At 68.6% G+C, this 26,004-nt stretch carries 21 protein-coding genes; 7 read left to right on the forward strand and 14 right to left on the reverse strand.

Features of this window, described 5'->3' with window-relative positions; all coding sequences use genetic code 11:
• The first annotated feature begins 108 nt into the window (after positions 1–108).
• Positions 109–861, forward strand: a complete 753-nt coding sequence (locus MTE01_RS09070; protein WP_246078156.1) for a DeoR/GlpR family DNA-binding transcription regulator — start codon at positions 109–111, stop codon at positions 859–861.
• A gap of 65 nt (positions 862–926) precedes the next feature.
• Here MTE01_RS09070 and MTE01_RS09075 read toward each other — a convergent pair whose 3' ends face one another.
• Positions 927–2,165, reverse strand: coding sequence for an alpha/beta hydrolase (locus MTE01_RS09075; protein ID WP_141377004.1), 1,239 nt, complete (start codon positions 2,163–2,165; stop codon positions 927–929).
• A 108-nt stretch (positions 2,166–2,273) separates the two neighbouring features.
• Between MTE01_RS09075 and argG the strand changes: the two genes are divergently transcribed.
• On the forward strand, positions 2,274–3,716 hold the full coding sequence (argG, locus tag MTE01_RS09080) for an argininosuccinate synthase (RefSeq protein ID WP_141377007.1): 1,443 nt from the start codon (positions 2,274–2,276) through the stop codon (positions 3,714–3,716).
• 72 nt (positions 3,717–3,788) lie between these two features.
• Here argG and MTE01_RS09085 read toward each other — a convergent pair whose 3' ends face one another.
• Positions 3,789–4,286, reverse strand: a complete 498-nt coding sequence (locus tag MTE01_RS09085; RefSeq protein WP_103207340.1) for a hypothetical protein — start codon at positions 4,284–4,286, stop codon at positions 3,789–3,791.
• 70 nt (positions 4,287–4,356) lie between these two features.
• On the opposite strand from MTE01_RS09085, the gene MTE01_RS09090 reads away from it, so the two are divergent.
• Genes MTE01_RS09090 through MTE01_RS09100 form a run of 3 tightly spaced genes read left to right on the forward strand, consistent with a single transcriptional unit; the run spans position 4,357 to position 7,507 of the window.
• Positions 4,357–4,962 (forward strand): TetR/AcrR family transcriptional regulator, encoded by a 606-nt coding sequence (locus tag MTE01_RS09090; protein WP_103207342.1) that lies wholly within the window; start codon positions 4,357–4,359, stop codon positions 4,960–4,962.
• On the forward strand, positions 4,959–5,573 hold the full coding sequence (locus MTE01_RS09095; protein ID WP_141377009.1) for a hypothetical protein: 615 nt from the start codon (positions 4,959–4,961) through the stop codon (positions 5,571–5,573). The genes MTE01_RS09090 and MTE01_RS09095 overlap by 4 nt, the downstream gene beginning before the upstream one ends.
• Entirely contained in the window at positions 5,570–7,507 is a 1,938-nt protein-coding gene (locus MTE01_RS09100; protein ID WP_103207347.1) for a YhgE/Pip domain-containing protein, read from the forward strand. The genes MTE01_RS09095 and MTE01_RS09100 overlap by 4 nt, the downstream gene beginning before the upstream one ends.
• 129 nt (positions 7,508–7,636) lie before the next feature.
• Here the strand turns inward: MTE01_RS09100 and MTE01_RS09105 are convergent, their stop codons facing one another.
• The 5 genes from MTE01_RS09105 to MTE01_RS09125 all read right to left on the reverse strand — a co-directional run bounded on the left by MTE01_RS09105 (position 7,637) and on the right by MTE01_RS09125 (position 15,967).
• Positions 7,637–10,288 (reverse strand): carbohydrate-binding protein, encoded by a 2,652-nt coding sequence (locus tag MTE01_RS09105; protein WP_246078159.1) that lies wholly within the window; start codon positions 10,286–10,288, stop codon positions 7,637–7,639.
• 135 nt (positions 10,289–10,423) lie between these two features.
• Positions 10,424–11,785, reverse strand: coding sequence for an ABC transporter substrate-binding protein (locus MTE01_RS09110; RefSeq protein WP_103207349.1), 1,362 nt, complete (start codon positions 11,783–11,785; stop codon positions 10,424–10,426).
• Between the two features lie 85 nt (positions 11,786–11,870).
• Entirely contained in the window at positions 11,871–12,827 is a 957-nt protein-coding gene (locus tag MTE01_RS09115; protein WP_103207352.1) for a carbohydrate ABC transporter permease, read from the reverse strand.
• Positions 12,828–12,836: 9 nt separating this feature from the next.
• Positions 12,837–13,781: a carbohydrate ABC transporter permease gene (locus MTE01_RS09120; RefSeq protein ID WP_174799670.1), complete on the reverse strand. Its 945-nt coding sequence runs from the start codon at positions 13,779–13,781 to the stop codon at positions 12,837–12,839.
• A complete protein-coding gene (locus tag MTE01_RS09125; RefSeq protein WP_218026344.1) occupies positions 13,778–15,967 on the reverse strand; it encodes an alpha-galactosidase in 2,190 nt (729 codons plus the stop codon). The genes MTE01_RS09120 and MTE01_RS09125 overlap by 4 nt, the downstream gene beginning before the upstream one ends.
• Before the next feature lie 136 nt (positions 15,968–16,103).
• Here MTE01_RS09125 and MTE01_RS09130 point away from each other — a divergent pair, with 136 nt between their 5' ends.
• Entirely contained in the window at positions 16,104–17,123 is a 1,020-nt protein-coding gene (locus MTE01_RS09130; RefSeq protein WP_103207358.1) for a LacI family DNA-binding transcriptional regulator, read from the forward strand.
• A gap of 493 nt (positions 17,124–17,616) precedes the next feature.
• Positions 17,617–18,123 carry an SRPBCC family protein gene (locus MTE01_RS09135; RefSeq protein ID WP_103207360.1) on the forward strand — a complete coding sequence of 169 codons (507 nt, stop codon included), beginning with the start codon at positions 17,617–17,619 and terminating at the stop codon, positions 18,121–18,123.
• 386 nt (positions 18,124–18,509) lie between these two features.
• Here the strand turns inward: MTE01_RS09135 and mnhG are convergent, their stop codons facing one another.
• From mnhG to MTE01_RS09170, 7 genes are all read right to left on the reverse strand, one after another.
• Positions 18,510–18,890, reverse strand: coding sequence for a monovalent cation/H(+) antiporter subunit G (gene mnhG, locus MTE01_RS09140; protein ID WP_141377011.1), 381 nt, complete (start codon positions 18,888–18,890; stop codon positions 18,510–18,512).
• On the reverse strand, positions 18,887–19,153 hold the full coding sequence (locus MTE01_RS09145; protein ID WP_141377014.1) for an MrpF/PhaF family protein: 267 nt from the start codon (positions 19,151–19,153) through the stop codon (positions 18,887–18,889). The genes mnhG and MTE01_RS09145 overlap by 4 nt, the downstream gene beginning before the upstream one ends.
• Complete coding sequence (locus MTE01_RS09150; RefSeq protein ID WP_141377016.1) at positions 19,150–19,764, reverse strand: Na+/H+ antiporter subunit E; 615 nt, start codon at positions 19,762–19,764, stop codon at positions 19,150–19,152. The genes MTE01_RS09145 and MTE01_RS09150 overlap by 4 nt, the downstream gene beginning before the upstream one ends.
• Positions 19,761–21,317 carry a Na+/H+ antiporter subunit D gene (locus MTE01_RS09155; RefSeq protein WP_141377019.1) on the reverse strand — a complete coding sequence of 519 codons (1,557 nt, stop codon included), beginning with the start codon at positions 21,315–21,317 and terminating at the stop codon, positions 19,761–19,763. Before MTE01_RS09155 ends, MTE01_RS09150 begins: the two co-directional genes overlap by 4 nt.
• A complete protein-coding gene (locus tag MTE01_RS09160) occupies positions 21,314–21,895 on the reverse strand; it encodes a Na(+)/H(+) antiporter subunit C (protein WP_141377021.1) in 582 nt (193 codons plus the stop codon). Before MTE01_RS09160 ends, MTE01_RS09155 begins: the two co-directional genes overlap by 4 nt.
• Positions 21,892–24,819 carry a Na+/H+ antiporter subunit A gene (locus tag MTE01_RS09165; RefSeq protein ID WP_141377023.1) on the reverse strand — a complete coding sequence of 976 codons (2,928 nt, stop codon included), beginning with the start codon at positions 24,817–24,819 and terminating at the stop codon, positions 21,892–21,894. Before MTE01_RS09165 ends, MTE01_RS09160 begins: the two co-directional genes overlap by 4 nt.
• Before the next feature lie 96 nt (positions 24,820–24,915).
• Complete coding sequence (locus MTE01_RS09170; RefSeq protein ID WP_141377026.1) at positions 24,916–25,965, reverse strand: substrate-binding domain-containing protein; 1,050 nt, start codon at positions 25,963–25,965, stop codon at positions 24,916–24,918.
• Positions 25,966–26,004: the final 39 nt, after the last annotated feature.

Consider the following 26,004-nt stretch of genomic DNA (forward strand, 5'->3'; position numbering starts at 1 on the left):
GAAGCCCTGACTGGATGTTTCAAATGAGCGCCTGCAGCCGTTCAATGAGCGTTAATCTGAGCGAAAGTGAGCACCCCCAGCCTGAGTTCGACCCCTGAAGGAGCGGCCGTGCTGACCCATCAACGCGAGGCGGCGATCGTCGAACGCCTCGAAGCCGTCGGAAGCGTCACCGTGGACGAACTGTCGCGTCTGCTCGGCGTGAGCGGCACGACGATCCGTCGAGATCTGGAGCGCCTCGAACAGCGCGCGCATCTGCGGCGGGTGCACGGCGGTGCGACCATCGCCCGGACGCCCGAATCGGGCCAGGACGGGGAGCTCGACGACGACACGCGCGAGAAGGAAGCCCTCGCCCGAGCCACCGCCGACCTCATCGTCGACGGTCAGGTCGTGCTGCTCGACATCGGGATCACCACCCGGCGTCTGGCTCGACACCTCCGCGGTCGGCCGGTGACCGTGATCACCAACAGCCTCGCCGTGCTCGACGCCCTGGGCGACGACGACGTGGCGAGCCTCGTGCTCCTCGGCGGCATGGTCGGCGGCAAGACACGAACGCTCATCGGCCCCTTCACCGAGCAGGCTCTGGGGCGCGTGCACGCCGACATCGCGGTCATCAGCAGCACCGGAGTGAAGAACGAGGGCGCCGTGGTGACCGATCTGACCCACGAGGCCACCATCAAGGGCCGCATGCGCGAAGCCGCCGACCGCTCCATCTTGGTCGCGAACACGTCGAAGTTCCCCGGCAGCGGTTCCTACCGCATCGCCTCCCTCGGGGACTTCGACACGATCGTGACCACCGATCGCGTCGAGTCGACGGCGCTGACCCGAGCGGCGCGCGGAGGCGTAGAGGTCATCCGCACCTGAGGCGCGGACCGCACTGTTCGAGTGCTCCGCCGGTCGCGCGCCGATGCTCTCGCGCGGCGGCCTCGTCAGCCGTCGTGGCGCTGCAGCCAGTCGAGCGCGAGCTGCCGGCTCGCGTCGGCGGCAGCGGTCAGTGTGCCGTTGGTGTCGCCGGCGCCGTGCTCCATGCCCGGGTACTCGACGTAACGGTTCACGATGCCGCGTTCGGTCAGCAGGTCGACGAAGCCGCGGGTGCGATCGGCGAGCACGAGGTGGTCGCGGGTGCCCTGGTAGATCAGGGTGGGCGGGGAGTCCGCCGTGATGTGGTTCGCCGAGTCGGTGAAGCGGTAGCGGTCGGAGTACTGGGCGGGAGTGCCTCCGATGTACCACTGCTCGACCTGGCGGGCGATCGCGGTGGCATCCCCGATTCCCGTCAGATCGACCGCGGGGTACCCCGCGATCACGGCGCGCACGGTGGGCAGCGGGGTTCCCGACGGGGAGCAACTCGACGTGAGGGTGCGGTCCGCCGACATGTACGCCGCGTTGACGGCGAGGTTGCCGCCCGACGACAGTCCCAGCGTGGCGATGCGGTCGGGATCGAGGTCTTCTGCTCGTCCGTCGTCGGCGATCCAGGCGAGAGAGCATCCGATGTCGGTGACCTGCGTGTCCCACGCGTGAAAGGTCGACGAGGCGAGACGGTAGTCGACGTCGAGGACGGCGTAACCGTGCTCGGGAAGAAAGCCCGTGTACGCGTTCGGCCCGCGGGTGCCGGTCGAGAACCCGCCACCGTGGATCGAGACCACGACGGGCCACCCCGCCTGGGGGGCTGTGCCCGAGGGCAGGTACAGATCGGCCTGGAGCGTGGTCGTGTCCGCCGTGCCCAGCGTGACCGTGCGGCTCGGGCCACTGCCGAGACCGGTGAACGGCAGCGCGGGAAGCAGCGGGCTCACCCCGACCCCGAGCGAGCCGATCGAGGCGACCAGCAGCGCCGTGCTGGTGACGACACCGACCGTGCCCGCGGTCCCGCCGACGGTCAACCAGAACGGGAGGTGCCGGATGCCGCGCCGCGGCCTCCAGAGGAGGACCGCGCAGACGAGACCGACGACCGCGACGACGAGGTTCCAGATGCCGAGCGTGTCGCGGAACAGCCCGATCACGAGAACGACGAACTGCGTCACCTCCGTCTGGAGGAGCCACATGGTCCACGACACCGGGACGATCGCGAGCAGTTGAGCCAGAACCGTGTAGCCGACCGCGAGGACGGCGAGAGAGGTCAGGATGACACGGGCCGTGCGGGACCGCACTCCCGGGTCGCGGGGGGTCTTCACGGTCACACCGTACCGGCGGCGCGTGGTGAGACGCCATGACCTGACCGACGACCACGTCGCACGGCCACACGTCGGGGCACGGCATCCCTCCGCTCTAGAATCGAGGGCATGTCCAAGGTCTTGCAGTCCCTTCCCGTCGGCGAGCGCGTCGGCATCGCCTTCTCGGGTGGTCTCGACACCTCGGTGGCCGTCGCGTGGATGCGCGACAAGGGCGCCGTCCCCTGCACGTACACCGGCGATCTCGGCCAGTACGACGAAGACGACATCGCGTCGATCCCCGGCCGCGCCACGCAGTACGGTGCCGAGGTCTCGCGCCTCGTCGACTGCAAGACGGCACTGGTCGAAGAGGGCTTCGTCGCCCTTGCGTGCGGTGCCTTCCACATCCGCTCGGGCGGACGCACGTACTTCAACACCACGCCGCTCGGTCGCGCCGTCACGGGCACGCTGCTCGTGCGCGCGATGAAAGAAGACGGTGTCGACATCTGGGGCGACGGCTCCACCTACAAGGGCAACGACATCGAGCGGTTCTACCGCTACGGCCTGCTCGCCAACCCTGCCCTGCGCATCTACAAGCCGTGGCTCGACGCCGACTTCGTCACCGAGCTCGGCGGCCGCAAAGAGATGAGCGAGTGGCTCGTCGCTCACGACTTCCCCTACCGCGACAGCGTCGAGAAGGCCTATTCGACGGATGCCAACATCTGGGGCGCCACACACGAGGCCAAGACCCTCGAGCACCTCGACGTCTCGCTCGAGATCGTCGAGCCCATCATGGGCGTGCGCTTCTGGGACCCCGCGGTCGAGATCGAGACCGAAGACGTCACCGTCGAGTTCGAGGCCGGTCGGCCCGTCGCCATCAACGGAACGCGCTTCGCCGACCCGGTCGAGCTCGTGCGCGAGGCGAACACCATCGGCGGCCGCCACGGCCTGGGCATGAGCGACCAGATCGAGAACCGCATCATCGAGGCAAAGTCGCGCGGCATCTACGAAGCCCCCGGCATGGCGTTGCTGTTCCTGACCTACGAGCGTCTGGTCAACAGCATCCTGAACGAAGACACCCTCGCCACCTACCACGAGCAGGGTCGTCGCCTCGGTCGCCTCATGTACGAGGGCCGCTGGCTCGAGCCGCAGTCGCTCATGCTGCGCGAGTCGATCCAGAAGTGGGTCGGTTCGACCATCACCGGTTCGGTCACCGTGCGCCTGCGCCGCGGCGAGGACTACACGATCCTCGACACCGTGGCATCCGGCATGTCGTACTCGCCCGAGAAGCTGTCGATGGAGCGCGTCGGCGATGCCGCCTTCGGTCCGGTCGACCGCATCGGGCAGCTCACCATGCGCAACCTCGACATCGCCGACTCGCGCGCGCGTCTCGAGCAGTACGCCGCGATGGGTCTGCTCGGCGGCCCCACGGGCGAGCTCGTGGGTGATGTCGCGGCGGGCGGCGCGCAGGGCATCACCGAGCCGGCGGCCCCGCTCGACGCGGCGGGCGAGCGTCTGGCCGAGGCGACGGATGCCGCTGGCGAAGCCGCCGCGTTCGACGCCGGCACCGACTGACCAAACCACCTCGACGAGAGCCCGCGGCGCCCCTTCGGCACCGCGGGCTCTCGTGTGTTCCCCTCGCTCTGATTAGAGGACGCCGCAAGCGCTGAAGACGGTGATCGAGACGATCCCCTCCGGCCCCTCCTGGGCTTGGAGGAGGTACGACCCGGCGTCGTCGCGGATGAGCGTCCACGGCAGCTGGGCGGTCACGCTCCTGCCCGGCGTCATCTCCACGTCCCCCGGCGCGCCCGTCGTCACCGAGGCGGAACCGGCGGAGGAGTCCCGAAGGCCCGCGATCGTCGAAACGGGATCGGTGGCGCCGAAGACGCGACTCCAGTGCCAGCGACCGATGCCCGCTTCCTCGCCCGCGCACTGCTCGACGTCGACGTCGACGGGTTGATCGAAGCGGATCTCGCCGAATGCCGCGACCAGATCATCGCTGGTCTCGCGAGCGTCGATGCGGAGCGCGCTCATCGATTTCGTGAACTTCTTCGTCGGGAGATCAGTCGGAGCATCGGCGGTGCACCCGGCGAGTCCCGTGGCGAGAAGGGAGACGGTCAGGAGAGGGAGGGGGGATCGACGCACCGCGCCATCCTCGCAGAAGCTCACCAACTAAGTTGCACACACATGTGCACTTTCAGAGTACACTCGACCCGTGACCATCCCCACCCGCCGCGACGCCGTCGAGAACCGCGCCGGCATCCTCGACGCCGCCACGGCCGCCATCGGCCACGACCCGCGCGCCTCGATCGACACGATCGCCCGTCGCGCCGGCCTCTCGCGCCGCGCCCTGTACGGGCACTTCGACGACCGCAACGCCATCGTGCGCGAGGTCATCGCCGCCGGAGCGACCCGCTTCAACGCCATCGCCGATCGCGTCGACGACGCCGACTCCCGCGTCGCGCTCGCCCGACTGGCATCCGAGCTCTGGCGCGAAGCCGCCCACGTGCAGGCCGCCGCCGCGCTCGCCCTCGACGACGCGCACCTCGCCGAGACCTCCGACGCTCTCGCCCCGCTCCGCCGCCGCATCGACCAGATCGTGCGCCGCGGGCAAGAAGCGGGAGAGCTGCGGACGGACCTTCCCGCGCCGACCCTCGCCCGCCTGCTCGAAGAGACCGGCCGCATGGTCGTCGCGCGAGTGGATGCCGGCTCGTCGACGGCCCGCTCGATCGCGGTGTGCGCGGTCCTGGGCATCGCGGGTCTGTCGTGGACCGAGGCGCGCGCCCTGCTGGAACAGCACCCCGACCTGGAGGCGCAGTGAGAATCGTCCTGAACGCCGTCGCGAAGGGCCGTGCGCACAGTGCCCTGCCGGAGACGTCGACCTCGTATGAGACCGGCCGCGCGACCCTGGTCGTCGCCGAGACCGAGCAACGCCCCACGGTGCTGGGCCTCGTGGCATCCGGTCGCATGAAGGTCGACAGCGGCACCGTGACCCTCGACGGTCGCTCCGACTCCTCGGGCATCCGCCGCCGGGTCGCGCTCGTCGATGCCCCCGTGGTCTCGGAACCCGAGTCGAACGTCACCGTCACCGGGGTCGTCGCCGAGGAGCTGATGTTCGCCGGCCACGCCCCGAATCCGTTCTCCGCCGCGCGCTGGCTCGAGGGCATCGGGCTCGAGTCGCTCGCGAACGTGGCCATCGGCAACGTCGAGCCCGCAGCCCGGGTGCGCCTGCTGCTCGAACTCGCAGCCCTGCGCAAAGACGTCGAGGGGCTCGTCCTGGTCGCCCCAGACCGCCACGGCGGCGAACCGCTCGCCTGGTGGCGTATCGCCGAGGAGTTCGCCGAGCGCGGGTACGCCGTGCTCGTGGTCGCGGGCCACGCCTCGAAGACCATGATCGACGCCCTCGACGAGACGGTGGAGGCCGCCCGATGAAGATCCCGCAGATGATCACGGCGGAGCTGCGCCGCCTCACCTCGACGCGCATGTCGGTGATCGCGTTGATCGCGCTGCTCGCCGTGCCGATCCTGTACGGCGGTCTGTACCTCTGGGCCAACCAGGACCCGTACGGCAACCTTTCGAGCGTGCCGGTCGCTCTCGTGGTCGACGACCAGGGCGCGGACGTGAACGGTCAGCACCGCAACCTCGGCGATGAAGCCGCCGAGCAGCTGCTCGACAGCGACACCTTCGAGTGGCACCGGGTCTCGTCCGACCAGGCCGACGCCGGTCTGCAGGCGGGCGACTTCGACTTCATCGTCACCCTGCCGACCGACTTCTCCGAAGCCGTGGCGACGCTGTCGAGCAGCTCTCCTCGCCAGGCCGACATCGAGCTGCGCACCAACGACGCGAACAACTACCTCGCCTCGACGATCGGCACGCAGGCGGTGGCGAAGATCCAGGAGTCGGTGGCGAAGAAGGTCGTCGATGAGGCGGGTCGCTCGCTCCTCGATGCCCTGCACACCATCCGCGTGAAGCTCGTGGATGCCACGGACGGGGCGACCCAGCTCGTCGACGGTCTCGCGACCGCGAAGAACGGGTCGTCGCAGCTCTCGACCGGGTCGACCACCCTGGCTGATGGCGCGGCGAAACTGGCCGACGGCAACGCCCAGCTGTCCTCCGGCGCGAACCAACTGCGCGACGGAACCGCTCAACTCCGCGACGGCTCGGCCCGCGTGGCCGACGGCGCCCAGCAGGTCGCCGGTGGAGTCGACCGTCTCGACGCCGCGGCCCGTCAGGTGGGCTCGGTCGCGGGCGACGCGGCGTCACAGCTGCCGCAGGCCCGAACGGACATCGCGAAGGCCCTGGCCGACGCCGGACTCGACCAGACCCGCATCGACGAGATCCTCTCGCGCCTCGACCCCGTGGGCGAGCGCCTCACCACCGCCAACGCGCGCGTCCAGGACACGGTGAAGCAGATCGATCAGCTCGACGACGGCGCCCGCCAGGTCGCCTCGGGAAGCGCCGCCCTGGCCACCGGCGCCGCCACCGCGGCCGATGGCGCATCGGCCCTCGCCGAGGGCGCCGCCACCGCGGCATCCGGTGCCTCCCAGCTCCGCGACGGATCCGCGCAGCTGCGCGACGGAGCGACCCAGCTGGATGACGGCATCGGGCAGCTCTCGACCGGCGCCACCCAGCTCCGCGACGGTCTCAGCGCGGGGGTCCAGCAGATCCCCGACTCCGACGACTCCACGCGCCAGGCGCAGGCGTCGGCCATCTCGGACCCCGTCGCCGTGGGCACGAGCTCGGTCACGAAGGCGCAGAACTACGGTGCGGGGCTGGCCCCGTTCTTCGCCGCGCTGGCCGGATGGATCGGCATCTACGCACTGTTCCTCATCGTCAAGCCGGTGTCCAAGCGCGCCGTGACGGCGCTGCGTTCGCCCTTCCGCGTCACGCTCGCCGGGTGGCTCACGCCCGCGGGCCTGGGGGCCCTGCAGATGGTGGGGCTCTTCACGATCCTGGCGTTCGCGCTGCAGTTCTCGTTCGCGAATCCGTGGGCCGCTCTCGGCATCCTGATCTTCGCGTCGGCGACGTACGCGGCCATCGTCCTCGCGCTGAACGTGTGGCTCGGGTCGGTGGGTCAGTTCCTCGGTCTCGTGCTGATGGTGCTCCAGCTCGTCACCGCCGGTGGCACCTTCCCGTGGCAGACCCTGCCCGGCCCCCTCGCGGCGCTGCACCACGTGCTGCCCATGGGATACGTGGTGGATGCCATGCGCCAGGTCATGTACGGCGGAGACGTCTCGAGGGTCGGTCAGGACCTGCTGGTGCTGGGTGCGTGGATGGTCGGCGGCGTGCTGGTCGCGGCGATCGGCGTGACCCGCATGACGCACCACCGCACCCTGCGCGACCTGCAGCCGAGCCTGATCGGCTGACGCGGGCACCCGGCGCGGCGCGCGCACCGATAAGCCGGCCTGTCGAGGAGGAACGGGGTGCTCCCGACGAGAGGACGGGTGGGGAACGGTTTGCCGTCCCCACCCGTCCTCAGTTGTGAGCGTGAGAAATCAGTTCTTGCCCGCACCCTCCCCACGGGATGACGTGGCGTCGGCCGTCCGGACCGCGTCGGGTGCATTGGTGGTCTTGGTCACCAGGGGTGACAACACGAGCCAATCGATGTTCGGAGCGTTGCCGGTCGTGTTGCCCAGGCGCAATGCGCCGCCCGCCGTGGTCAGGTCGATGGGAACAGTGTGCGTCCAGAACCCGTTCCACGAGTAGTTGTTGCGGAACGCACCGCGCGTGGTCGCGCCCCCGTCCTCGCTGATGTCGAGGAAGCGGGTGATGACGTCGGTGTTGTACGCATGTCCGGTGTTCTTGTCGGCGTTGGCATACCGCACCGTCAGGTCGTACTGCCCCGCGCCGAGTCCGCGGGGACGCGTGAGGGTTGCGTAGTTGTCGGCTCCGCCGCCGAGCCACCCCAGATGCTGGCCCGAGACGTTGGTCGGCGCTCCCGGAGTCTCGAGGCGGGCTGCACCGTGCAGGGTGATCTGCGAGGAGTCCTCCGCCTCGACCTGCACGCCCGCCGCGTCGCCGTCGGTGGCCCGGGTGACTGTGACGGACTGCACGGCCGCCCCCTGGGACGACGCCAGACGCAGCTCGCTGATGCCTTCGGCGAGGTGCACCCGTGCCGTCGACGTCCAGGTGCCCGCCGCGTCGGCGCCGAGCCCGGTGATCGTGCGGTCGTTCAGACGCAGGCCGAGATCGGCGGCTCCGGTCGTGGAGTAGCGCACCGCGACGTCGTAGTAACCCGTCTCCCGCGCGGAGGCGAAGAACGTGGCGCTCTTGTCGCCGCTCAACATCGCCGCGCCCTTGCCGTAGTCCAGCGGCGCGTCGGTGCGTGAGAGCACGGCTGGATAGCTCGTGGTCTCGGGTCCGTCGATGCGCGTCAGGTCGAAGCGGTCGAGCGAGATGTCGGAGCCGGGGAGCAACGTCGTGCCGTCGGCGCTCATGCGCACAGAGAGCTCATGACGGCCCTGGCTGAGGGAGACGAGGGTTTCGCCGCGACCGCGGTAGCCCCAGTCGAAGCCCGCCTCGTAGTCGATCGTGGCGGCCTGCTGACCGTCGACGAACAGAGCGTGCGAGCCCGGGCCGATCTTGCTGCCGTTGACACCGGCGATCGCACCGAAGCGGTACGTGCCGGTCGTGGGCACGTCGACGGTCCACGTCAGCGAGGAGGTGACCTGGTTCGTCGAGCCGACATCGAAACCGCCGGATGCGGAGAATGTCCAGTCCGCGGCTGGGTCCTTCTCGTATACCTCGACGTCGCGCAGTGTCGTGTTCTCGGCCTCGATCGTCGCGGACCAGGTGCTGTCGGAGACCGGGGCGACCGGCAAGGCGGGGGTGATGACAGCCTGGTAAGCGTCCAACCGGTTGTCGCTCGGCACATCGATCTCGATCGTGCCGCCGACCGCGACCCTCTTCGTGACGACCACGGGCGGCGCCTGAGCCTCGCCCTCCTGACCCGACCATTCGGCCTTGCGGACCTGGATGTCGACGGTCGTGCCGAAGACGGCAGGATCAAGTCCCGACACGTCGAGGCGGGTGGCGTCGTTCGTCCCGCCGAACAGCACCGTGGCCTGCTTCTTCGCGGTGTCCACGGCGCCGATGCCCTGCAGGGTGTCGGGAGCGTTCAACGCGGGAGGCGTGACCGAAACGGTCTGGCCCGAGAGGTCGCCGTACCATTTCAGCAGCCACCACGCGCCGTTCGCGCCGTTGGTCTTGGCCATGTTGTCGTTCAAGTTTCCGGCGTAGGTCCAGTAGGCCGTCTGTGCATCGACCTTCTCGTCCTCGAACATCGCGAGCCACTGGACGAGGTTCCCGGGAACCGACATGTCGCGGCGCATGGCGTACTCGGTGATATTGACGGGTCGCGGTGAGACACCGAGGTCGCTCTCGATCTGTCGGTACTCCGCCAGGTGCTGACGGAAATACTGCAGGCTTCCACGACCGAGCTCGTGCCACGTGAACAGGTCGGGCAGCACGTCGTTGGCCTTCGCGAAGGCGAGGAAGTCGCGCGTACGCGTGGGCTGCCAGCCGGTATCGCCGTTGCCGGCGATCTTCGCGTCGGGGTAGACCTCCTTGATGGCCTGGTAGACGGCCTTCCAATCCTGGAGGTACACGTCCTTCATCGAGTTCCAGTCGCTGTACCAGTTGCCCCCGTCGGGCTCGTTGAACGGCGTGAAGACGTACTTCTCGGGGTGGTCGGACTCGTCGACGACGCTCTTGACCACCGTGCGGACGATGTCGAGGTAGGTGGAGAAGTCGGACGGACGCTTGCCGCCGTTGTAGGCCCAGTCGGGGTAATAGTCCTGGATGTTGGTCATCAGGTACTGGCCCCCGTTCTCGAAGAACGCGTCCTCGACCTCGAGGGGATCACCATTGGGGTGTTGCGCGCCGTGCGGTGCCTTCTGCGTGAGGTTCTTGGGGCTGGCGCCGGCGATGATCGGGTCGGTGGGCACGCCGTCATCGGAGAGGCCGTAGAGCATCCCCGACGCGCCTCCCTTGACGGCGCCGGTCGGCTGGCTGAAGTCGACGCCGATGACATCGACGGTCGCGGCGTTGGCGGGTGCGGCTGCTCCGGCGGCGAGGCCGGAGATCACCAGGGCGGCGAGCGCCGCGGAAGCGGTCACTCGATCGAGATTCTGGCGGGGGCGGATCACGTGTACTCCTTCGTACGGTGGGGCGGGGGCGCTGCAAGGGGGATGGGGGATGCCAGGTCGGACGCGTCGCGCGGTCATGTGCCGCAGCGCGGCTCTCGGGGTGCCCGGCGACGAACGGGCACCCCGAGAGTCATGTCACTTGAAGAGGGCGTTGACCTGGTCGTTCGCGGTCTTCAGCGCGCTCACGTCGGACACGCCCTTGAGGTAGGACTCGATCGCGGCCTTCATCGTGTCGTTCACGTCCGACCAGTGGTCGGCGATGGGGAGCAGTTTGGTGGTGCCATCGGTCACCTGCTCGGTGAATCCCGTGACATCCCAGCCCTTGGCCGCGAAGGCGGCCTCGGCCTTGGCGGTCGAGGTCTTGACGGCGGGGAAGACGACGGCGGCCTTGCCGATGACATCCTGGCAGTCCGCCGAGCCGAGGTACTTCACCCACTGCCACGCGGCATCCTGGTTCTTGCTCCCGGCCCAGATGCCGTCGGAGAGACCGTTGAAGAGGCTGGCGCGCTGACCGCTCGGGCCGACCGGGGTGGGGGCGACCTTCGTGGCGATCTTGTTCTGACCGAGGTATGAGCCGTTCATCCAGCTGCCGTCGGTGACGAGCGCGTAGCGACCGGCGAGGTAGCCGTTCAGCGGGTCCTGCTCCGACAGAGCGATGTCGACGCTGGGCATGAAGCCCTTCTCGATCAGCCCCTTGTACCAGGCGAGGGTGTCGCTGAACTTCGTGTCGCCATAGTTCCAGGAGCTCGTCCAGGGCGTCTTGTTGCCGTAGTACCAATCGTTGCTGAGGGCATAGGGAGACCAGGTCTGCTGACCGCTGGCGTTCAGCCCGTTACCGCTGAGCGCGAGTCCGTAGACGGCGACCTTCGACTTGTCGAAACCGGCCTCGTCTCCTCGAACGCCGTTCTGGTCGATCGTGAGGTGGGCGACGAGCTTCTCGAACGAGCCGCCGTCGGTGGTGTTCCACGCGAGTGTGGAGAGCTGGTCGGCCGTGTAACCGGCATCCGTCACCATCTTCTCGTTGTAGAACGTCGCGACGGTGTCGAAGTCCTTCGGAAGGCCGTAGCGACCGCCCTCCGGCGTGGTCCAGAGGTCGGCGAGGCCTTCCTGATAGATGCCGAGGTCGAGACCGTCCTTCTCGACGCGATCGGAGATGTCGAGCAACTGCCCCTGAGAGACGAATTCGGGGTAGTACGACAGGTGGTCGGCGAAGACGTCCGGGGCGGTGCCCGAGGCGAAGCCCGTCGTCAGACCCTGCCAGTAGTCCGACCAGCCGAATTGCTCGATCTTGACGGAGATGCCCGACGACTTCTCAAAGTCTTCCGCACACTGCTGGTAAGCGGGCTGCTGATTGCTGTCCCACAGCCAGTAGGTGATCGAGTCACCGCCGGTGGCCGCGGTACCGCCCGCGGAAGAGCACCCGGCGAGGATGACGGGAACAGCCGCGGCGACGGCGGCGACCGCGACGGTGCGGTGCGCGCGTGAGATGGTGCGCATGGGATTGCCTTTCAGGAAAGGGATGTGCGGGTGGGGCTCCCCGCCCGACGTTCGGGTCGCCGGGCGGGAGATGAGGGGCGGGGGGTCACTTGATGCCGGAGTAGCCGAGGTTGTCGACGAGCTTCCGGCCGAAGAGGATGAACAGGAGGAAGATCGGCAGGGCCGCGATCAGCGTCCCGGCCATGAGGCCGGCCCAGTCTGGGCCCGTCTGCGGAGTCTGCGAGCGGAAGATGCCGAGCGCGACGGTGAGTACGCGCGAGTCGTCCGCGCGCCCCACCAGGAGAGGCCAGAAGTACTCGCCCCATGCCGTGATGTAGGTCAGCAGGGCGAGGGTGAAAACCGGAGTGGATGACATCGGCAGCACGATCCGGAAGAAGATGCGCAGGTGTCCTGCACCGTCGATCTTGGCCGACTCCTCCACTTCGCGACTGATGCCGAGGAAGAACTGGCGCATGAAGAAGATCGCGAACGGCGTCATGAAGAAGAACGGCAGGATGATGCCGGCGAGGGTGTTGAGCAGGCCGAGATCGCGGATGAGGATGAAGTTCGGCAGTTGCACGAAGATCGGCGGGATCATCAGCGCCGTCAGGAAGAGAAAGAAGACGGCGTCGCGCCCCTTCCACTCCAGCCGCGCGAAAGCGTAGGCCGCCATCGACGAGAACAGCACCTGGCCGAACGTGATCACCGTGGCGACGATGACGGTGTTGCGCAGGTACAGCCAGAAGTCGATCGACCCCGTGGTCCCCCCCTCTGCCGCCGCCTGCTCCGGTGACGACAGACCCAGGACGCGTGCGAAGCCGCCCCAGCTGAACTCCACCGGCAGAAGGCTGCCGGCGTTCGTGTACAACGCGGTGTTGGTCGACAGCGCGGTGCGCAGCATCCAATAGAACGGGAACAGCGTCACCACCAGCAGCACCACGAGAGCGGCCCAGGCGAGGAGGCGCCCGAGTCCGATGCGGCGGCGACGGGGAACTTCACGGCGGGAGCCGACGGGCGCGGGCTCGGACCGGGTGACGCGGGGAGGTGTTGCGACGGAGGTCATGAGGGGCTCCTATGCCAGATCCGACGAGTTCGCGCGCATGATCTTGAGCTGGAAATAGGCGACGACGGCCAGCACGACCAGCAGGAAGACCGACATGGCCGACGCGTATCCGAGGTGGAATTTCTCGAAGGCCTGTTGGTAGATGTAGTAGTAAATGACCCGGGTCGAGTTGATCGGTCCGCCCTCGGTCGTGACCGCGACGGTGTCGAAGATCTGGAACGACCCGACGACGGTGATCACCAAGACCAGGGCGAGCACCGGTCGCAGCAGCGGCAGCGTGATCGAGCGGAACATGCGCACCTCGGACGCACCGTCCAGAGCTGCGGCTTCATAGAGTTGTGTCGGGATGGTCTGCAGGCCGGCGAAGACCAAGAGCGCTGTGTAGCCGACGTAGCGCCACACATTGATGAGCGCGATGGTCGGGATGGCCAAGGCCTCGCTGCCGAAGAAGGCCATGCGGTCGCCGCCGAGAGCGTCGAGGAAGACGTTGATGATGCCCGTGGAGTAATCCATCATCCAGAACCAGACCAACGCGACCACGACGTTGGCCACAAGGTACGGCAGCAGGATGATGCCACGGATGACGGCCGAGCGGGTGAGACGGTGCATCAGCACGGCGATGCCCACCGCGAGCACCGTCTGCACGCCGATGTTGATGACGACGTATTCGACGGTGACGCCGAGGGAGTTCCAGAAGAGCGGATCCGCGACCATGCGGGTGTAGTTCTCGACACCCACGAACTTCCCGGCGCCGATGAGGTTCTGGTCGGTGAAGCTGAACCAAATGCCTCGCAGCGAGGGGACGAGATAGAAGGCGAGGAAGCCGAGAGCGGCGGGGGCGATGAACAGAAGGGCGATCTTCGCGTCGCCGCGCCGACGACGCGCGGCACGGGGAGCGACGATCGCGCGAGTGTCCAGCGATCGGGTCGTCGGGGACTGGGTCGGGGCGCTCATCGGACGACCTCCACGTCGAGCAGGACACTGGTGTCGGGATCGAGGGCGGCGACGTGTACGCCGATCTCCTGGAGGACGGCACCGGACAGACTGATCCCGCTGCGGTACCACGACGGATGGATACGCGGGTCGTAGGCCGGCAGCGGCCCCGGTCCGCCCACGCGGACGCGGTATTCGCGGTCGGGATCCAAGCCCGGGAGACGCACTCGACCCACGGGCCACGTGACGTGCCGCTCCCGCAGGATGACCGCGTAGAGGGCGCGATCGCGGTGGGGACTGACCGAGCCGTGCAACCACAGGTCGCCGCCCTCGAGTTCGCGGCGCACCGTCGTACCGGAGTGGATGAGGCCGCGGACGCCCTTGTAGTAGGCGACCCACGCCGTCAGTCGTTGCAGGTCATCGGGCGAGACCGTGGTGAGATCCCACTCGATTCCGAAGTGCCCGAAGAGCGCGGTGGCCGCCCGGAAGTCCAGGTCGATGCGGCGGCGGGTGGTGTGCGCCCTGTCCGCGCCGACGTGGCTGCCGACCAGCTCCGGCGGAAGCAGCTGCGCGGTCCAGCGCTGGATCTGCTGCCGTTCGCGGGCGTCGATGCAGTCCGACGCCCACACGCGATCGGTGTGCTCCAGGATGCCGAGGTCGACGCGTGCTCCTCCGGAGGAGCACGACTCGATCTCCAGTCCCGGGCAGGCGCGGCGGATGGCGTCGAGCAGGCGATAGGTCGCGAGGGTCTGTTCGTGTACGCCCGCTCGCCCGGTCCGGGTGGACCCGGCCTCGATGAGGTCGCGGTTGTGGTCCCACTTGATGTAGTCGATTCCGTGCTCGCGCACGAGCGAGACGATCTGGTCGAAGACGTGGGCGAAGGCACCCGGGTGCGAGAGATCGAGAACCTGCTGGTGTCGGAAGTCGACGGGCAGACGACCGGGCACCTGCAGGAGCCACTCGGGGTGGGCGGTGGCGAGGTCGGAGGTCACATTGACCATCTCGGGCTCGAACCACAGTCCGAATTGCATGCCGCGTCGCTTGACCCCCTCGACGAGGGCGCGGAACCGTCCGCCGCCCCAGACGTCTTCTGCGATCACCCAATCGCCCAGACCCGACGTGTCGTCACGGCGCGAGCCGAACCATCCGTCGTCGAGCACGAAGCGTTCCACTCCCACGCGCTCGGCCGCGTCGGCGAGTTCGAGCAGCCGCGGCAGTTCGTGGTCGAAGTAGACCGCCTCCCACACGTTCATCACCACGGGGCGGGCGGAGCGCGGGTGCGAGGGCCGCGAGCGCAGGTGAGCGTGGAAACGCGCGGCGACGGCATCCAGTCCGGCACCGTATCCGGCGAAGAGGGCGGGGGTCTCGTACGTTTCACCCGGAGCGAGCTGGATTTCGCCAGGCAGCAGGAGCTCGCCGCCGAGAATCAGCCGCTCCCCCGAGAAGGCGCGTTCCGCGAGCACACGGTGGTTGCCACTGAACGCGACGTGAAGCCCCCACACCTCGCCCTGGCCGAAATCGAGATCGGCTGTCCCCGCGGCCAGGAACGTGGCCGCATCGGCGCCCGTGCGTCCGTGTCGACCCTCGCGAAGGTGCGTACCAACCGTGAACGGACGCGACTGGGCGACCCTCTCTTTGGCCCACCGCCCGGCCATGTCGAACACGACATCCGCGCGGGTCGGTACCGGCAGCGCCAGATCCAGCGCGTCGATCGTGTAGGAATCGACGCCGTCGTTCCGCAACGTCGCCGAGAGGCGCAGGAGTCCACTCGGCAGCAGCTCGAGCAGGAGCCCGAGGGAGAGCTGGGCGTCGACGTCGACCGCCCGCACGCTCACCGATCCACCCGACGGCGCATCGTCTGAGATGTCCACCGAGACGGGAACGAACCGCGTCGACCACGCCTGTCCCGAACGGTGGCCCTGAAGACCCGGGGTACCCGTCCATCCCGCGGCGTTCTCGGGCACGACTCCGACGATCACCGGCACGTCGACACCGTTGGTGGCCAGTGGCGGCTGTGCGTGCAGGGCGAGCTCGCGGAGGGAGTCGGCATCCTGCGCCCCGATGTCACCACCCCAGTGGATGACGAAAGGGAGAGCGTCTTGCGGCAGGCCGAGGACGACGGCGACGCCGGCCGCCCGGAGGGTCACGGCCGATGGCCAGAGGGCCTCGAGGTCGCCGTTGATCTCGTTCATCGTTTGGGTGGTCACTGCGTCATCGCCTTCCGGAGAACCCCTCGTCGGGTTCTGCAAACGTTGGTCAAGCTAGCATGCGTTCACTCGCTCTGCAAACGTTGGTCAGAGATTTTCTTCGAACAAAGAAAACGTTGGTCACTAGACTTGGGTCATGCCACTCGATCGAGATGTCCCCGGGATCGTCGACGTGGCCGAGAGAGCCGGAGTCAGTCTCTCCACGGTGTCCCGCGTGATCTCAGGACGCACCCGCGTGAGCGATCGGCTCCGCGAAAAGGTCGAGGCAGCGGTGGCCGAGCTGGGCTATCGGCCGAACGCCGCCGCGCAATCCCTGGTCAGCGGACGTCGATCGACGGTCGCCGTGTTCGCGCGCAACACGATCCGCTACGGGTACGCCGCCACTCTGCAAGGTATCGAGGAGGCCGCTCGGGCCGCCGGCTACGTCATCATGATCGCCGTGGTCGAGTCCGACGACCCCGCGGCCATCTCGGCAGCCGTCGACGGCGCCCTCTCGCAGCCCCTTGCCGGGGTGATCGTGATCGAGTTCGACGAGCTGGGCGTCGCAACCCTGGCGGCCATGCCCAAGACGGTGCCCGTCGTCGCCGCCGCCGGTGCCCGGCGTCCACCGGGCGAGACTCCTCACGCGTTCCTCGACGACTACGTCGGAGGATACGAAGCCACGAAGTACCTGCTCGCCCAGGGGCATCACACCGTGCACCACGTCGCCATCCCCGCCACCCGCCCCGGGACGGGTCGCGCGTGGGGGTGGCGTGCGGCGCTGGACGAAGCCGGCGCGCGCGTCCCTCCCCTGTTGCAGGCGAGCTATTCGCCCACGTCGGGATACGACGTCGCCCAGACTCTCCTCGACGACGATGCCGTAACAGCGGTGCTCTGCGGCAACGATGAACTCGCCATCGGTGTCGCGCGCGCCTACCAGGAGATCGGTAGACGCATCCCCGAAGACGTCAGCGTCGTCGGCTTCGACGACCAACCGTTCGCGCGCATGTGGACTCCAGCCCTCACCACCGTCCGCCAGGACTTCGTCGACCTCGGCCGACGCACTTTCGCGCTGCTCGGCACCTGGATGGAGCAGGGGCGTCCTCCCGAAGACTCCGCCGTGACGCCCGAGCTCGTCGTGCGCGAGAGTGCGGGGGCGCCGCGCCTGCACGCGTGATCCACGCCGCGGCCGCTCACGATCGGGCGCAAGCACTGTTCAGGCCGGGACGAGTGGGGGCGGTCCTCGGTCGCACCGGCAGCCGCACGTCGAACACCGTCCGGGGGCGCGGCCTGCGCCGACGAAGAGACGCTGCCGCAGATTGCTCGAAGCCTGACCCGCCCCTTCCGAGAGGGGCCGTCACGCTCAGCGCGTCATCGCGCACGGCTCCGGACGTGACTCGACGTGCCCGCTGGCGCCGGTACCGCGAGACCGGGGTTCGCGTCCGACATCACGCGCGGCTGCTCCGACCGGCACGGGTCTGTGCCCCCTCATCGCGCGCCCTGGGTCGCGCCCATCCAGCGTGAGGCGGGTTCCTTCACTGTTCTGCGCCTCCCCACTTCTCAGGTTCCCGAGCCTGCCGACGAGCGGACCCGCCCGTGCGTTCGGTCAAGGGGTGCGCCGCCCTCGACGATCACGATCTACCGTAAGAAATGTCGAACGGAGGGATGCCATGGCCGCCCGCAACACCCGCCTCATGCGCTGCACGCCCGACGACCTGTTCGCGGTTCTCTCCGACGGTTGGCTCTATCCCATCTGGGTGGTGGGGGCGGCGCGCATGCGCGATGTCGACGAGCAATGGCCCCAGGAGGGGTCGCAGATCCATCATTCCCTGGGCATCTGGCCCGTCATGATCCACGACGAGACCAAGATCGTCGAGTGGGACCCTCCGCGCCGAATGCGGTTGCGGCCCGAGGCCGGCATCCTGGGCCGCGGCGTCATCCGTATCGACGCCCGGCCGCATGAACTCGGCACCGCCGTCACCATCGCCGAGGAGCCCGTGTCGGGAGCGGCGGCTCTGCTGCCGTCGCTGCTGTGGAAGCCTCTGCTCGTCGCGCGCAACCACGAGTGCCTCAACCGTCTGGCTTTCCTCGCCGAAGGGCGGCGAGAGAAACGCGAAGCGCGCGAACCGCAGCACCGGAAGACCGATCCGGATGACCTCGGCGAAGCCGGCAGCTGACCCGACCGCCCCTCCATAAACGCTCTTTCTAGCGAGACACGCTGCCTCACGGCGTGTCTCGCTAGGGAGAGCGTTTATCGCAGCGGTGAGCGGTCGCAACGGCCAGCGGTCGCGGCGGTGAGCAGTCGCGGCGGCCAGCAACGGCCAGCAGCGGCAGCAGCGGTAGCGGCAGCAGCAGCAGCAGCAGCAGCATTCAGCAGTCGCAGCGGCCAGCGGAGGCAGCAGTCGCGGCGGCCAGCGGACGCAGCGGCCAGCACTCCCAGCGGCCAGCAGTCGCGGTAGCCAGCAGTCACAGCGACCAGCACTCGCAACGGCCAGCGGACGCAGCAGCGGGCAGAGGCAGCGCCGAGCGGGGGCGGGGGCGCGAGCGGCGACGCGGCGCCGGCTCAGCTCTCCGGCCGCGTCTCCGCGCCGGTCGAGCCGGGCTGCTCCGTGCGGTGCCGCAGCTCGTCGATGTACAGGCCCTCTTCGTCGGTCGTGCGGTTGCGGTAGGCCGCTCGCCCGACCATGTGCGCGGCCAGCGGCGCCGTGGCGAACTGGATGAGCACGATCGGGATGCCGAAGGCGACCACCTCCCATGTGCGCAACGACAGCGCGACGGCGATGACGATGAGCAGCACGCCCAGAACCTGCGGCTTCGTCGCCGCGTGCAGGCGCGTGGGGACGTCGCGCCAGCGCAGCAGTCCCATCGTCGCCGTGAGGCAGAGCACGGCGCCGATCAGCACGAGCACGAGGGCGACGGTGTCGAGCGCCGATTCGAGGGTCATCGCGGGTTCTCCTTCCGCGCGACGAAGCGGGCGACCGCGATCGACCCGAACACGCCGACCGCCGCGATGATGAGCATCGCCGGCAGCGAGCGCGTGTGGTGATTGATCACCATATCGGCGCCCAGGATGCAGACCACCTCGGTGAGCAGCACGTCGGCCGCGACCGCCCGGTCGAGGATCGACGGGCCGATCACGAGGCGGATGAGCGCCAGCACCGCGGCGACGGCGAAGACGACGAGGATGACCACGACGAGGATGTTCACAGCAGGGTCCTCCCGTCGGGCGGCGTTTCGGCACCGTGGAGCGCGTCGGCGTCCGACTCGGCGATCTTGGCCCGAAGCTCCTGGAGCTCTTCCTTCGAACCGACGGCACGCGTGATGCGGGCCTCCCACCCGAGCACGACGCGGCGCTGATGTTCGGCATCCGCGTCGCTGCGCACCCCGATGGTGTGGAGGAACAGCGTGCGGTTGTCGCGGTCGACGTCGACGATGAGAGAGCCGGGAATGAGGGATGCCGTCACCGCAGTATGCGCCATGATCACGTCATCGTCCACGCGCAGAGGCACGGCGATGATCGCCGCGCCGGGCTGACGTCGGACGTCCAGGACCTGCCACGCGACGATGAGCGAGCCCTTGATCACCGCGCCGAGGAAGGTGACGACGAAGACCAGGCCGTACCAGAGGTTGATGCGGCCCGAGAGTTCGACCGGGGGGAGGCGGAAGACGCGTGTGACGAAGACGGCCATGACGAGCCCCGTGAGGAAAGCGAGCCAGGTGAACTGCCCCCAGAGCAGCATCCACAGCGCGACCAACCACACGAGGAAGGGCAACTGGTGGAGGAACAGCGAGACCTGCGAACGGCGGGAGGGACTCATCGTTGGCCCGCCTGTTCTTGGATCTGGACGAGGCTGACCCCGTCGGTGATGTCGACACCGGCTCGGAGGCACATGTCGAGCAGGGGGCCGGCGAAGATGGTCAGCGACACGGTGACCGCCACCATACCGACGGTGGCGAGCGTCATGATCTTGGGCGTCGTGCGACGCTCGGTCGAAATGGTCGCCGCGGGGGCGTTGCCGAGGTAGGCGATGCGCTCGGTCGTCTCGGCCGAGTCGTCGTCTTCGCGCCAGAACGACAGGTTCCAGGCGCGCATGAGCGCGTACAGCGTCAGGATCGAGGTGACGATGCCGCCGACGATGAGCACGATCATGACCGGCGTGCCGACCTGGGCCGCGGCGTCGAACAGCGCGTACTTGCCGATGAAGCCCGAGAACGGCGGGAGGCCGCCCAGGTTGATCGCGGGGATGAAGTACAGCACCGCGAGCAGGGGTGCCGCACGCATGAGCCCCTTCACCTTCAGGATCGAGGTGCTGCCAGCCCGGCGCTCGATGAGTCCGACCGCGAGGAACAGGGTCGTCTGCACGATGATGTGGTGGACGATGTAGTAGATCGTCGCGCCCACGGCGAGAGGCGTGTTGATCGCCAAGCCGAAGATCATGTACCCGATGTGGCTCACCAGGGTGAACGACAGGATGCGTTTGAGCTCGGCCTGCGCGACGGCTCCCAGGATGCCGACGATCATCGTCGACAGCGCGACCATCATGAGAAGGAAATTGAAGTCGTTGTCGACGAAGAGCTGCGTCTCGGTGCGGATGATGGCGTAGACGCCGACCTTGGTGAGCAGTCCCGCGAACACCGCCGTGACGGGCGCGGGAGCCGTCGGGTACGAGTCGGGCAGCCAGAACGACAGCGGGAAGACCGCCGCCTTGATCGCGAAGGCGAGCAGCAGCATGAGGTGCAGGATCGTCTGCGTGTCCTGGGGCAGCAGCGACATCCGCTCGCTGATCTGGACCATGTTGACCGTGCCGAGCGCGCCGTAGACCATCGCGATCGCGGCGAGGAAGAGGATCGACGACACCAGCGACACGACGATGTAGACGACGCCGGTGCGGATGCGCGACTCGGTGCCGCCCAGGGTGATGAGCACGTACGAGGCGACGAGAAGGATCTCGAAACCGACGTACAGGTTGAACAGGTCTCCGGCGATGAAGGCGTTGAAGATGCCCGCGCCGAGGATCAGGTACGCCGGGTAGAAGATCGAGACCGGGGTGTCCTCGTCGTTGTCGGCCGCGCCCTGGCCGATCGAGAACAGCAGGACCGCGAGGAGGACGATGCTCGTGACGACCACCAGCAGGGCCGCGAGCACGTCGACGTAGAGCACGATGCCGAACGGGATGTCCCACGCGGCGATCGCCACCGCGATGGGCCCGCTCGTGTCGACGGTGACGAGCAGGACCGCACCCAGCACGAGGACGGCCGCGAGGGAGGCGACCGACACGACGATCTGCGTCTTCTTGCGTCGTCCGAAGATGAGGTTGATCGCGGCACCGATGAGCGGAATGCCGACGAGCAGGGGCACGAGGGCGCTCACGAGCGATCACCGTCCTGGGGGTCGCGGGGGGCGTCGAGCGGCGACTCCGATTCACGCGACACCGCGACCCGGTCGACCGGAGCGTCGTCGACCAGCTGCGAGAGATCGCCCTGATGCAGCACGCGGATGGGCGAGGCGACGTCTCCGACGAAGTCGGTGGTGACGTCGTCGTCGTCGGAGCGGGCTTCCTCGTCCATCGCGTCTTCGGGCTCGTCGGCCGTACGAGAGCGCAGCGCCACGTCGTCGGCGTCGTCGATGACCGTGTCCGCCTGACCGAGCTGCCAGGACCGGTAGATCAGAGCCAGGAGGAACGCCGAGATACCGAAGGTGATGACGATCGCGGTGAGCGTCAGGGCCTGGGGCAGAGCGTCGGACATGTCCGCGGCATCCGTCTGCCCCCCGTCGTAGAACGGGGCCCGACCGGGCGCGCCCATGACGATGAGCAGCAGCAGATTCGCGGCGTTGCCCAGCAGGAGGAAGCCGATGAGCACGCGGGTGAGGCTGCGCTCGAGCATGGCGTACACGCCGCACGCGAAGAGCACGGCCATGACGATGACGAGAACGAGGGAGATGGTCATGAGGGTGCCATCTCCGCATCTTCCGGATGCTGCGACTGCCGGTCGACCTCGGCACCGAGGCTGCGGAGCACATCGAGCACGAGCCCGATGACGACCAGGTAGACGCCGACGTCGAAGATCGTGCTGGTGACGAACTCCCAATGCCCGATGATCGGCAGTTCTCCCTCGAACGTGAAGCTCTGCAGCGGTGCGAAACCGAACACCATCGGCACCAGGGCGCACAGCACGGCGATCGCCATGCCCGCGCCGAGCAGGCGGCCGGCGTCGGTGGGCGCTGCGGCACCCAGCTCCCAGCGACCGCCGGCGATGTAGCGCATCACCAGGCCCATACCGGCCACCAGGCCGCCGGCGAAGCCGCCGCCGGGCAGGTTGTGACCGGCGAAGAGCAGGTACAGCGACACGATCATGATCGAGTGGAAGAGCACCCGGATGATGATCTCGAGCAGGATCGAGCGGTTCTCGGGCTGTACCTTCGAGCCCGAGATCAGCCAGGCCCGCGGGGCGCCGGTCTCGCCGACTCGCTGCGCGCGCACACCGCTGTCGGTCTCGATGAGGGGCCGACGTCGCCCCAGACCCACGCGGCTGCGGGCGGTGCCCGAGCGGCGCGCGAGGTTGTCACTGCGGTTGGTGATGAACACGAGCGAGGCGACGCCGGTGGCGGCGAGCACGAGCACCGACAGCTCGCCCATCGTGTCCCACCCGCGAAGGTCGACCAACGCGACGTTCACGACGTTGCGGCCGTGGCCGATCTCGTAGGCCAGCGGCGGCCATTCGAGCGAGACCGGCAGATCCTGCCGCGCACCGGTGGCGACGATCGCGACGAGAGCCATCGTGAGGCCGACGCCGGCGCCCAGGACAGCGCGTGCGATCGGGGCGACCGACTCGTTCTGCTCGCCCATCCGCGCGGGCAGACGCCGTAGGACCAGAGCGAACACCACGAGCGTCACGGTTTCGATGAGCACCTGGGTGAGCGCGAGATCGGGGGCACCGCTGGTCGCGAAGAGCACCACCATGCCGAGCCCCGTCACCGAGACGAGCGCGACGCCCGTGTAACGCTTGCGCGCACGGACGGCCAGGATACCCGCCGCGATCATGATCGGCGCCGAGATGAGCTGCGCGGGCGACTGCCAGGCATCGAGCTGAGCGCGCCACTCGTTCGATGCGAGGAGGGCAGTGCCCTCGGCGACGACGAGAACGACGAAGATCGTCCCGACGTAGAACGGCAGCGACCCGCGCTGGAAACGGCCGGTCACCCACTCCGACGTGTGGTCGATCGCGCGGAGGGTGCCGTTGTAGGCGTCGTTGGCCGTGAAGGGCAGTACGCGCGGACGCTTGTGGAGCTGGGTCTTGCGCACGACCCAGAACACTCCCGCGCCCAGAGCCAGGGTGCCGAGCGAGATGAACAGCGCCGGCTCGAGCCCGTGCCAGAGGGCGAGGTGATACGGATACTCGGGCGAATCGACCCCGGCCGTCGCCTCGGGGAGTCCGTCGGCGTAGGGAGCGAGCCAGTGGTCGACGATCGGCGCGAGGAACCCCAGGGCCAGCGTGGTCGCCGACAGAAGCACGGGAGCCGACAGGAAGCCGATGGGAGGGTCGGGCCACTCGGTCGTCTCGACGTCGCGCTTCGTCCAGTACGCACCCCAGAGGAAGCGGATGCCGTACGCCGCCGTGAGCGCCGAGCCCAGAACGATGCCGATCAGGGCGACGATCCCCCACACCTCGCCCCCCTCGGCTTCGTGCAGCAGAGCGGTCAGCGCCGTCTCTTTCGCCACGAACCCGAGCGTGGGGATCACTCCCGCCATCGAGAAGATCGCGATGAACGACGCCGTGGCCATGACGGGCGCCTGGCGACCGAGGCCGGAGAGCTGGCCGATGTCTCGCGTGTTCAGCTGCCGGTCGATCACGCCGACGACGAGGAAGAGGCACGACGTGAACAGCGCGTGACTGAGGAGGAGGGCCACGCCGGCAAGGGCGGCATCCCTCGTTCCGTACCCGAGCATCACGGTGAGGAAGCCGAGCTGGCTCACCGTGCCGAAAGCGAGGATGCGCTTGAGGTCGCGCTCGCGCAGCGCCTGGAAGCCGCCAAGCAGCATCGTGAACACGCCGAGCGTGATGAGAGTCGGTCGCCAGAACGGGGTGTCGGCGAAGCCGGGGGCGAGGCGGGCGATCAGGTAGATGCCGGCTTTCACCATGGCCGCAGCGTGGAGGTATGCGCTGACCGGGGTGGGCGCGGCCATGGCGCCGGGGAGCCAGAAGTGGAACGGGAAGATCGCGGACTTGCTCAGGGCTCCGACGAGCAGCAGCAGCACGGCGATGTCGACGACCGGGCCGGTGGGCGGGTCGGCGAGGATCGCCGACAGGCTGGAGGTGCCCGACTGCACCACCAGCAGCACCACGCCGATGAGCATGACGAGTCCGCCGAGGGTCGTGACCAGCAGAGCCTGCAGCGCCGCTCGACGACTCGCGGAGCGGCTGTGGTAGTAGCCGATGAGCAGGTACGACAGCACGCTCGTGGCTTCCCAGAGCATGACCAGCACGACCAGGTCGTCGGTGAGCACGAGGCCGTACATCGCGCCCGCGAAGCCGAGCAGGACCGCCGAGAACTGGCCGACCCCCTGCGTCTTGCCGCGGAAGTACCAGCGGCAGTAGAGCATGACGAGGGCACCGACACCCGTGACCACGAGGGTCAGCAGCCACCCGAGGACGTCCATGCGCATCGACAGCGACACGTTCAGGGCGGGGATCCACCTGTATTCCTCGAAGGGAATGTCGCCTGCGAAGACGGCGGGAGCCTGCACGATCGCGTGGGCGAAAGCCAGGGCCGGAAGCACGGCGGCGATGTAGAACGCCCGGGCGCCGATGCGTGAGACGAGCCACGGCAGAAGAAGGGGCACGGCCGCGAAGGCGCCGAGGAAGATCAGCACGGTCGGGCCTCCTCGGGGTCGACGGGCGGGTGCCCGGGCTCTCGGGGTGTCCTCACTATTCTATGCGGAGCATGAGAGTCCCAGCACCCCGCCGACTCATGTGGTACGCGGCGGAGCGGTGGTCGTTCCCTCGCGGAAGGTGCACCGCAGGTCGAGCCCCGAGGGTGTGGAGTCCTCGAGCATCGCCGCGACCGCCTCTCCGGCGGCACGCCCTTTCGCCGTGGCGGGTTGGACCAGGGTGGTCAACACGTGCGGGGCCAACCCGTCGACGACGACGCCGTCGAAACCCGTCACGCTCACATCGTTCGGAACGTGCAATCCCGCTTCTTCGGCGGCGCGGATGACGCCCGCAGCGAGCAGGTCGCTCTGCGCGATCACCGCCGTCGGGCGGCGATCGGGGTCGGCGAAGATGGCGCGCCCGGCGATGGTGCCCTCGTCGATCGAGCTGGTGGCCGCCGCCACAGCGGGAGCGGCGGGGAACACCTCGCGGGCTCCGGCGAGGCGATCGGCCGTGACATCGACCCGCACCACCGCGTCGCCGGCGATCCAGCCGCGGCGGCGGGCGGTGTCGGTGGGAAGCGTGACGATCACGACGTCGCGATGTCCGAGTGCGGCGAGGTGACGAGCGGCTGCGCGTTGCGCCTCGGCGTTGTCGAGCAGTACCTGGGGAACGCCCTCGCCCGCGTCGCCTTCGACCACGACGACCGGGATGCCGCGAGCCCGCACGATCTCGAGGGACTCGCGCATGCGGGGGCTGCAGCCGATCAGCACGGCGGCGTCGATGGGCGCGGTGTGCAGCGAAGGTTCGCTGACCGTCTCGCCGTCGTCGCGCAGGAGCAGCAGCGCCGCGCCGAGGCGGGAGACACCGTCGGCCAGGCCGTCCATCATGTGCGTGGTGACCGGGTCGAGGAAGGCGGTGCCGAGGTGCTGATCGAAGACCACGCCGACGATGCCGGAACGACCGCGACGCAGGGAAGCCGCGCGGGGATCGGGACCGGTGTAGCCCAGCCGCTCGGCGGCGGCCAGGACGCGCTCCCGGGTGGCCTGCGAGGTGGGCGTCTTGCCGCTGAAGACGACGGAGGCGGTCGACGCCGAGACGCCGGCCTCTCGGGCGACGTCGCTGATGGTGGCGCGACGGGTGCTCACGGGCCGATCGTACCCGGCGACGGGCGCTCCGCCGAATCG

This window comes from Microbacterium testaceum (assembly GCF_006539145.1).
GTDB lineage: Bacteria > Actinomycetota > Actinomycetes > Actinomycetales > Microbacteriaceae > Microbacterium > Microbacterium testaceum.

Coding starts and splice junctions, on each gene's coding strand:
- MTE01_RS09115 (WP_103207352.1), bottom strand. CDS start 12,827: ATGACCTCCGTCGCAACACCTCCCCGCGTCACCCGGTCCGAGCCCGCG.
- argG (WP_141377007.1), top strand. CDS start 2,274: ATGTCCAAGGTCTTGCAGTCCCTTCCCGTCGGCGAGCGCGTCGGCATC.
- MTE01_RS09120 (WP_174799670.1), bottom strand. CDS start 13,781: ATGAGCGCCCCGACCCAGTCCCCGACGACCCGATCGCTGGACACTCGC.
- MTE01_RS09135 (WP_103207360.1), top strand. CDS start 17,617: ATGGCCGCCCGCAACACCCGCCTCATGCGCTGCACGCCCGACGACCTG.
- mnhG (WP_141377011.1), bottom strand. CDS start 18,890: ATGACCCTCGAATCGGCGCTCGACACCGTCGCCCTCGTGCTCGTGCTG.
- MTE01_RS09130 (WP_103207358.1), top strand. CDS start 16,104: ATGCCACTCGATCGAGATGTCCCCGGGATCGTCGACGTGGCCGAGAGA.
- MTE01_RS09150 (WP_141377016.1), bottom strand. CDS start 19,764: ATGAGTCCCTCCCGCCGTTCGCAGGTCTCGCTGTTCCTCCACCAGTTG.
- MTE01_RS09100 (WP_103207347.1), top strand. CDS start 5,570: ATGAAGATCCCGCAGATGATCACGGCGGAGCTGCGCCGCCTCACCTCG.
- MTE01_RS09110 (WP_103207349.1), bottom strand. CDS start 11,785: ATGCGCACCATCTCACGCGCGCACCGCACCGTCGCGGTCGCCGCCGTC.
- MTE01_RS09160 (WP_141377021.1), bottom strand. CDS start 21,895: ATGACCATCTCCCTCGTTCTCGTCATCGTCATGGCCGTGCTCTTCGCG.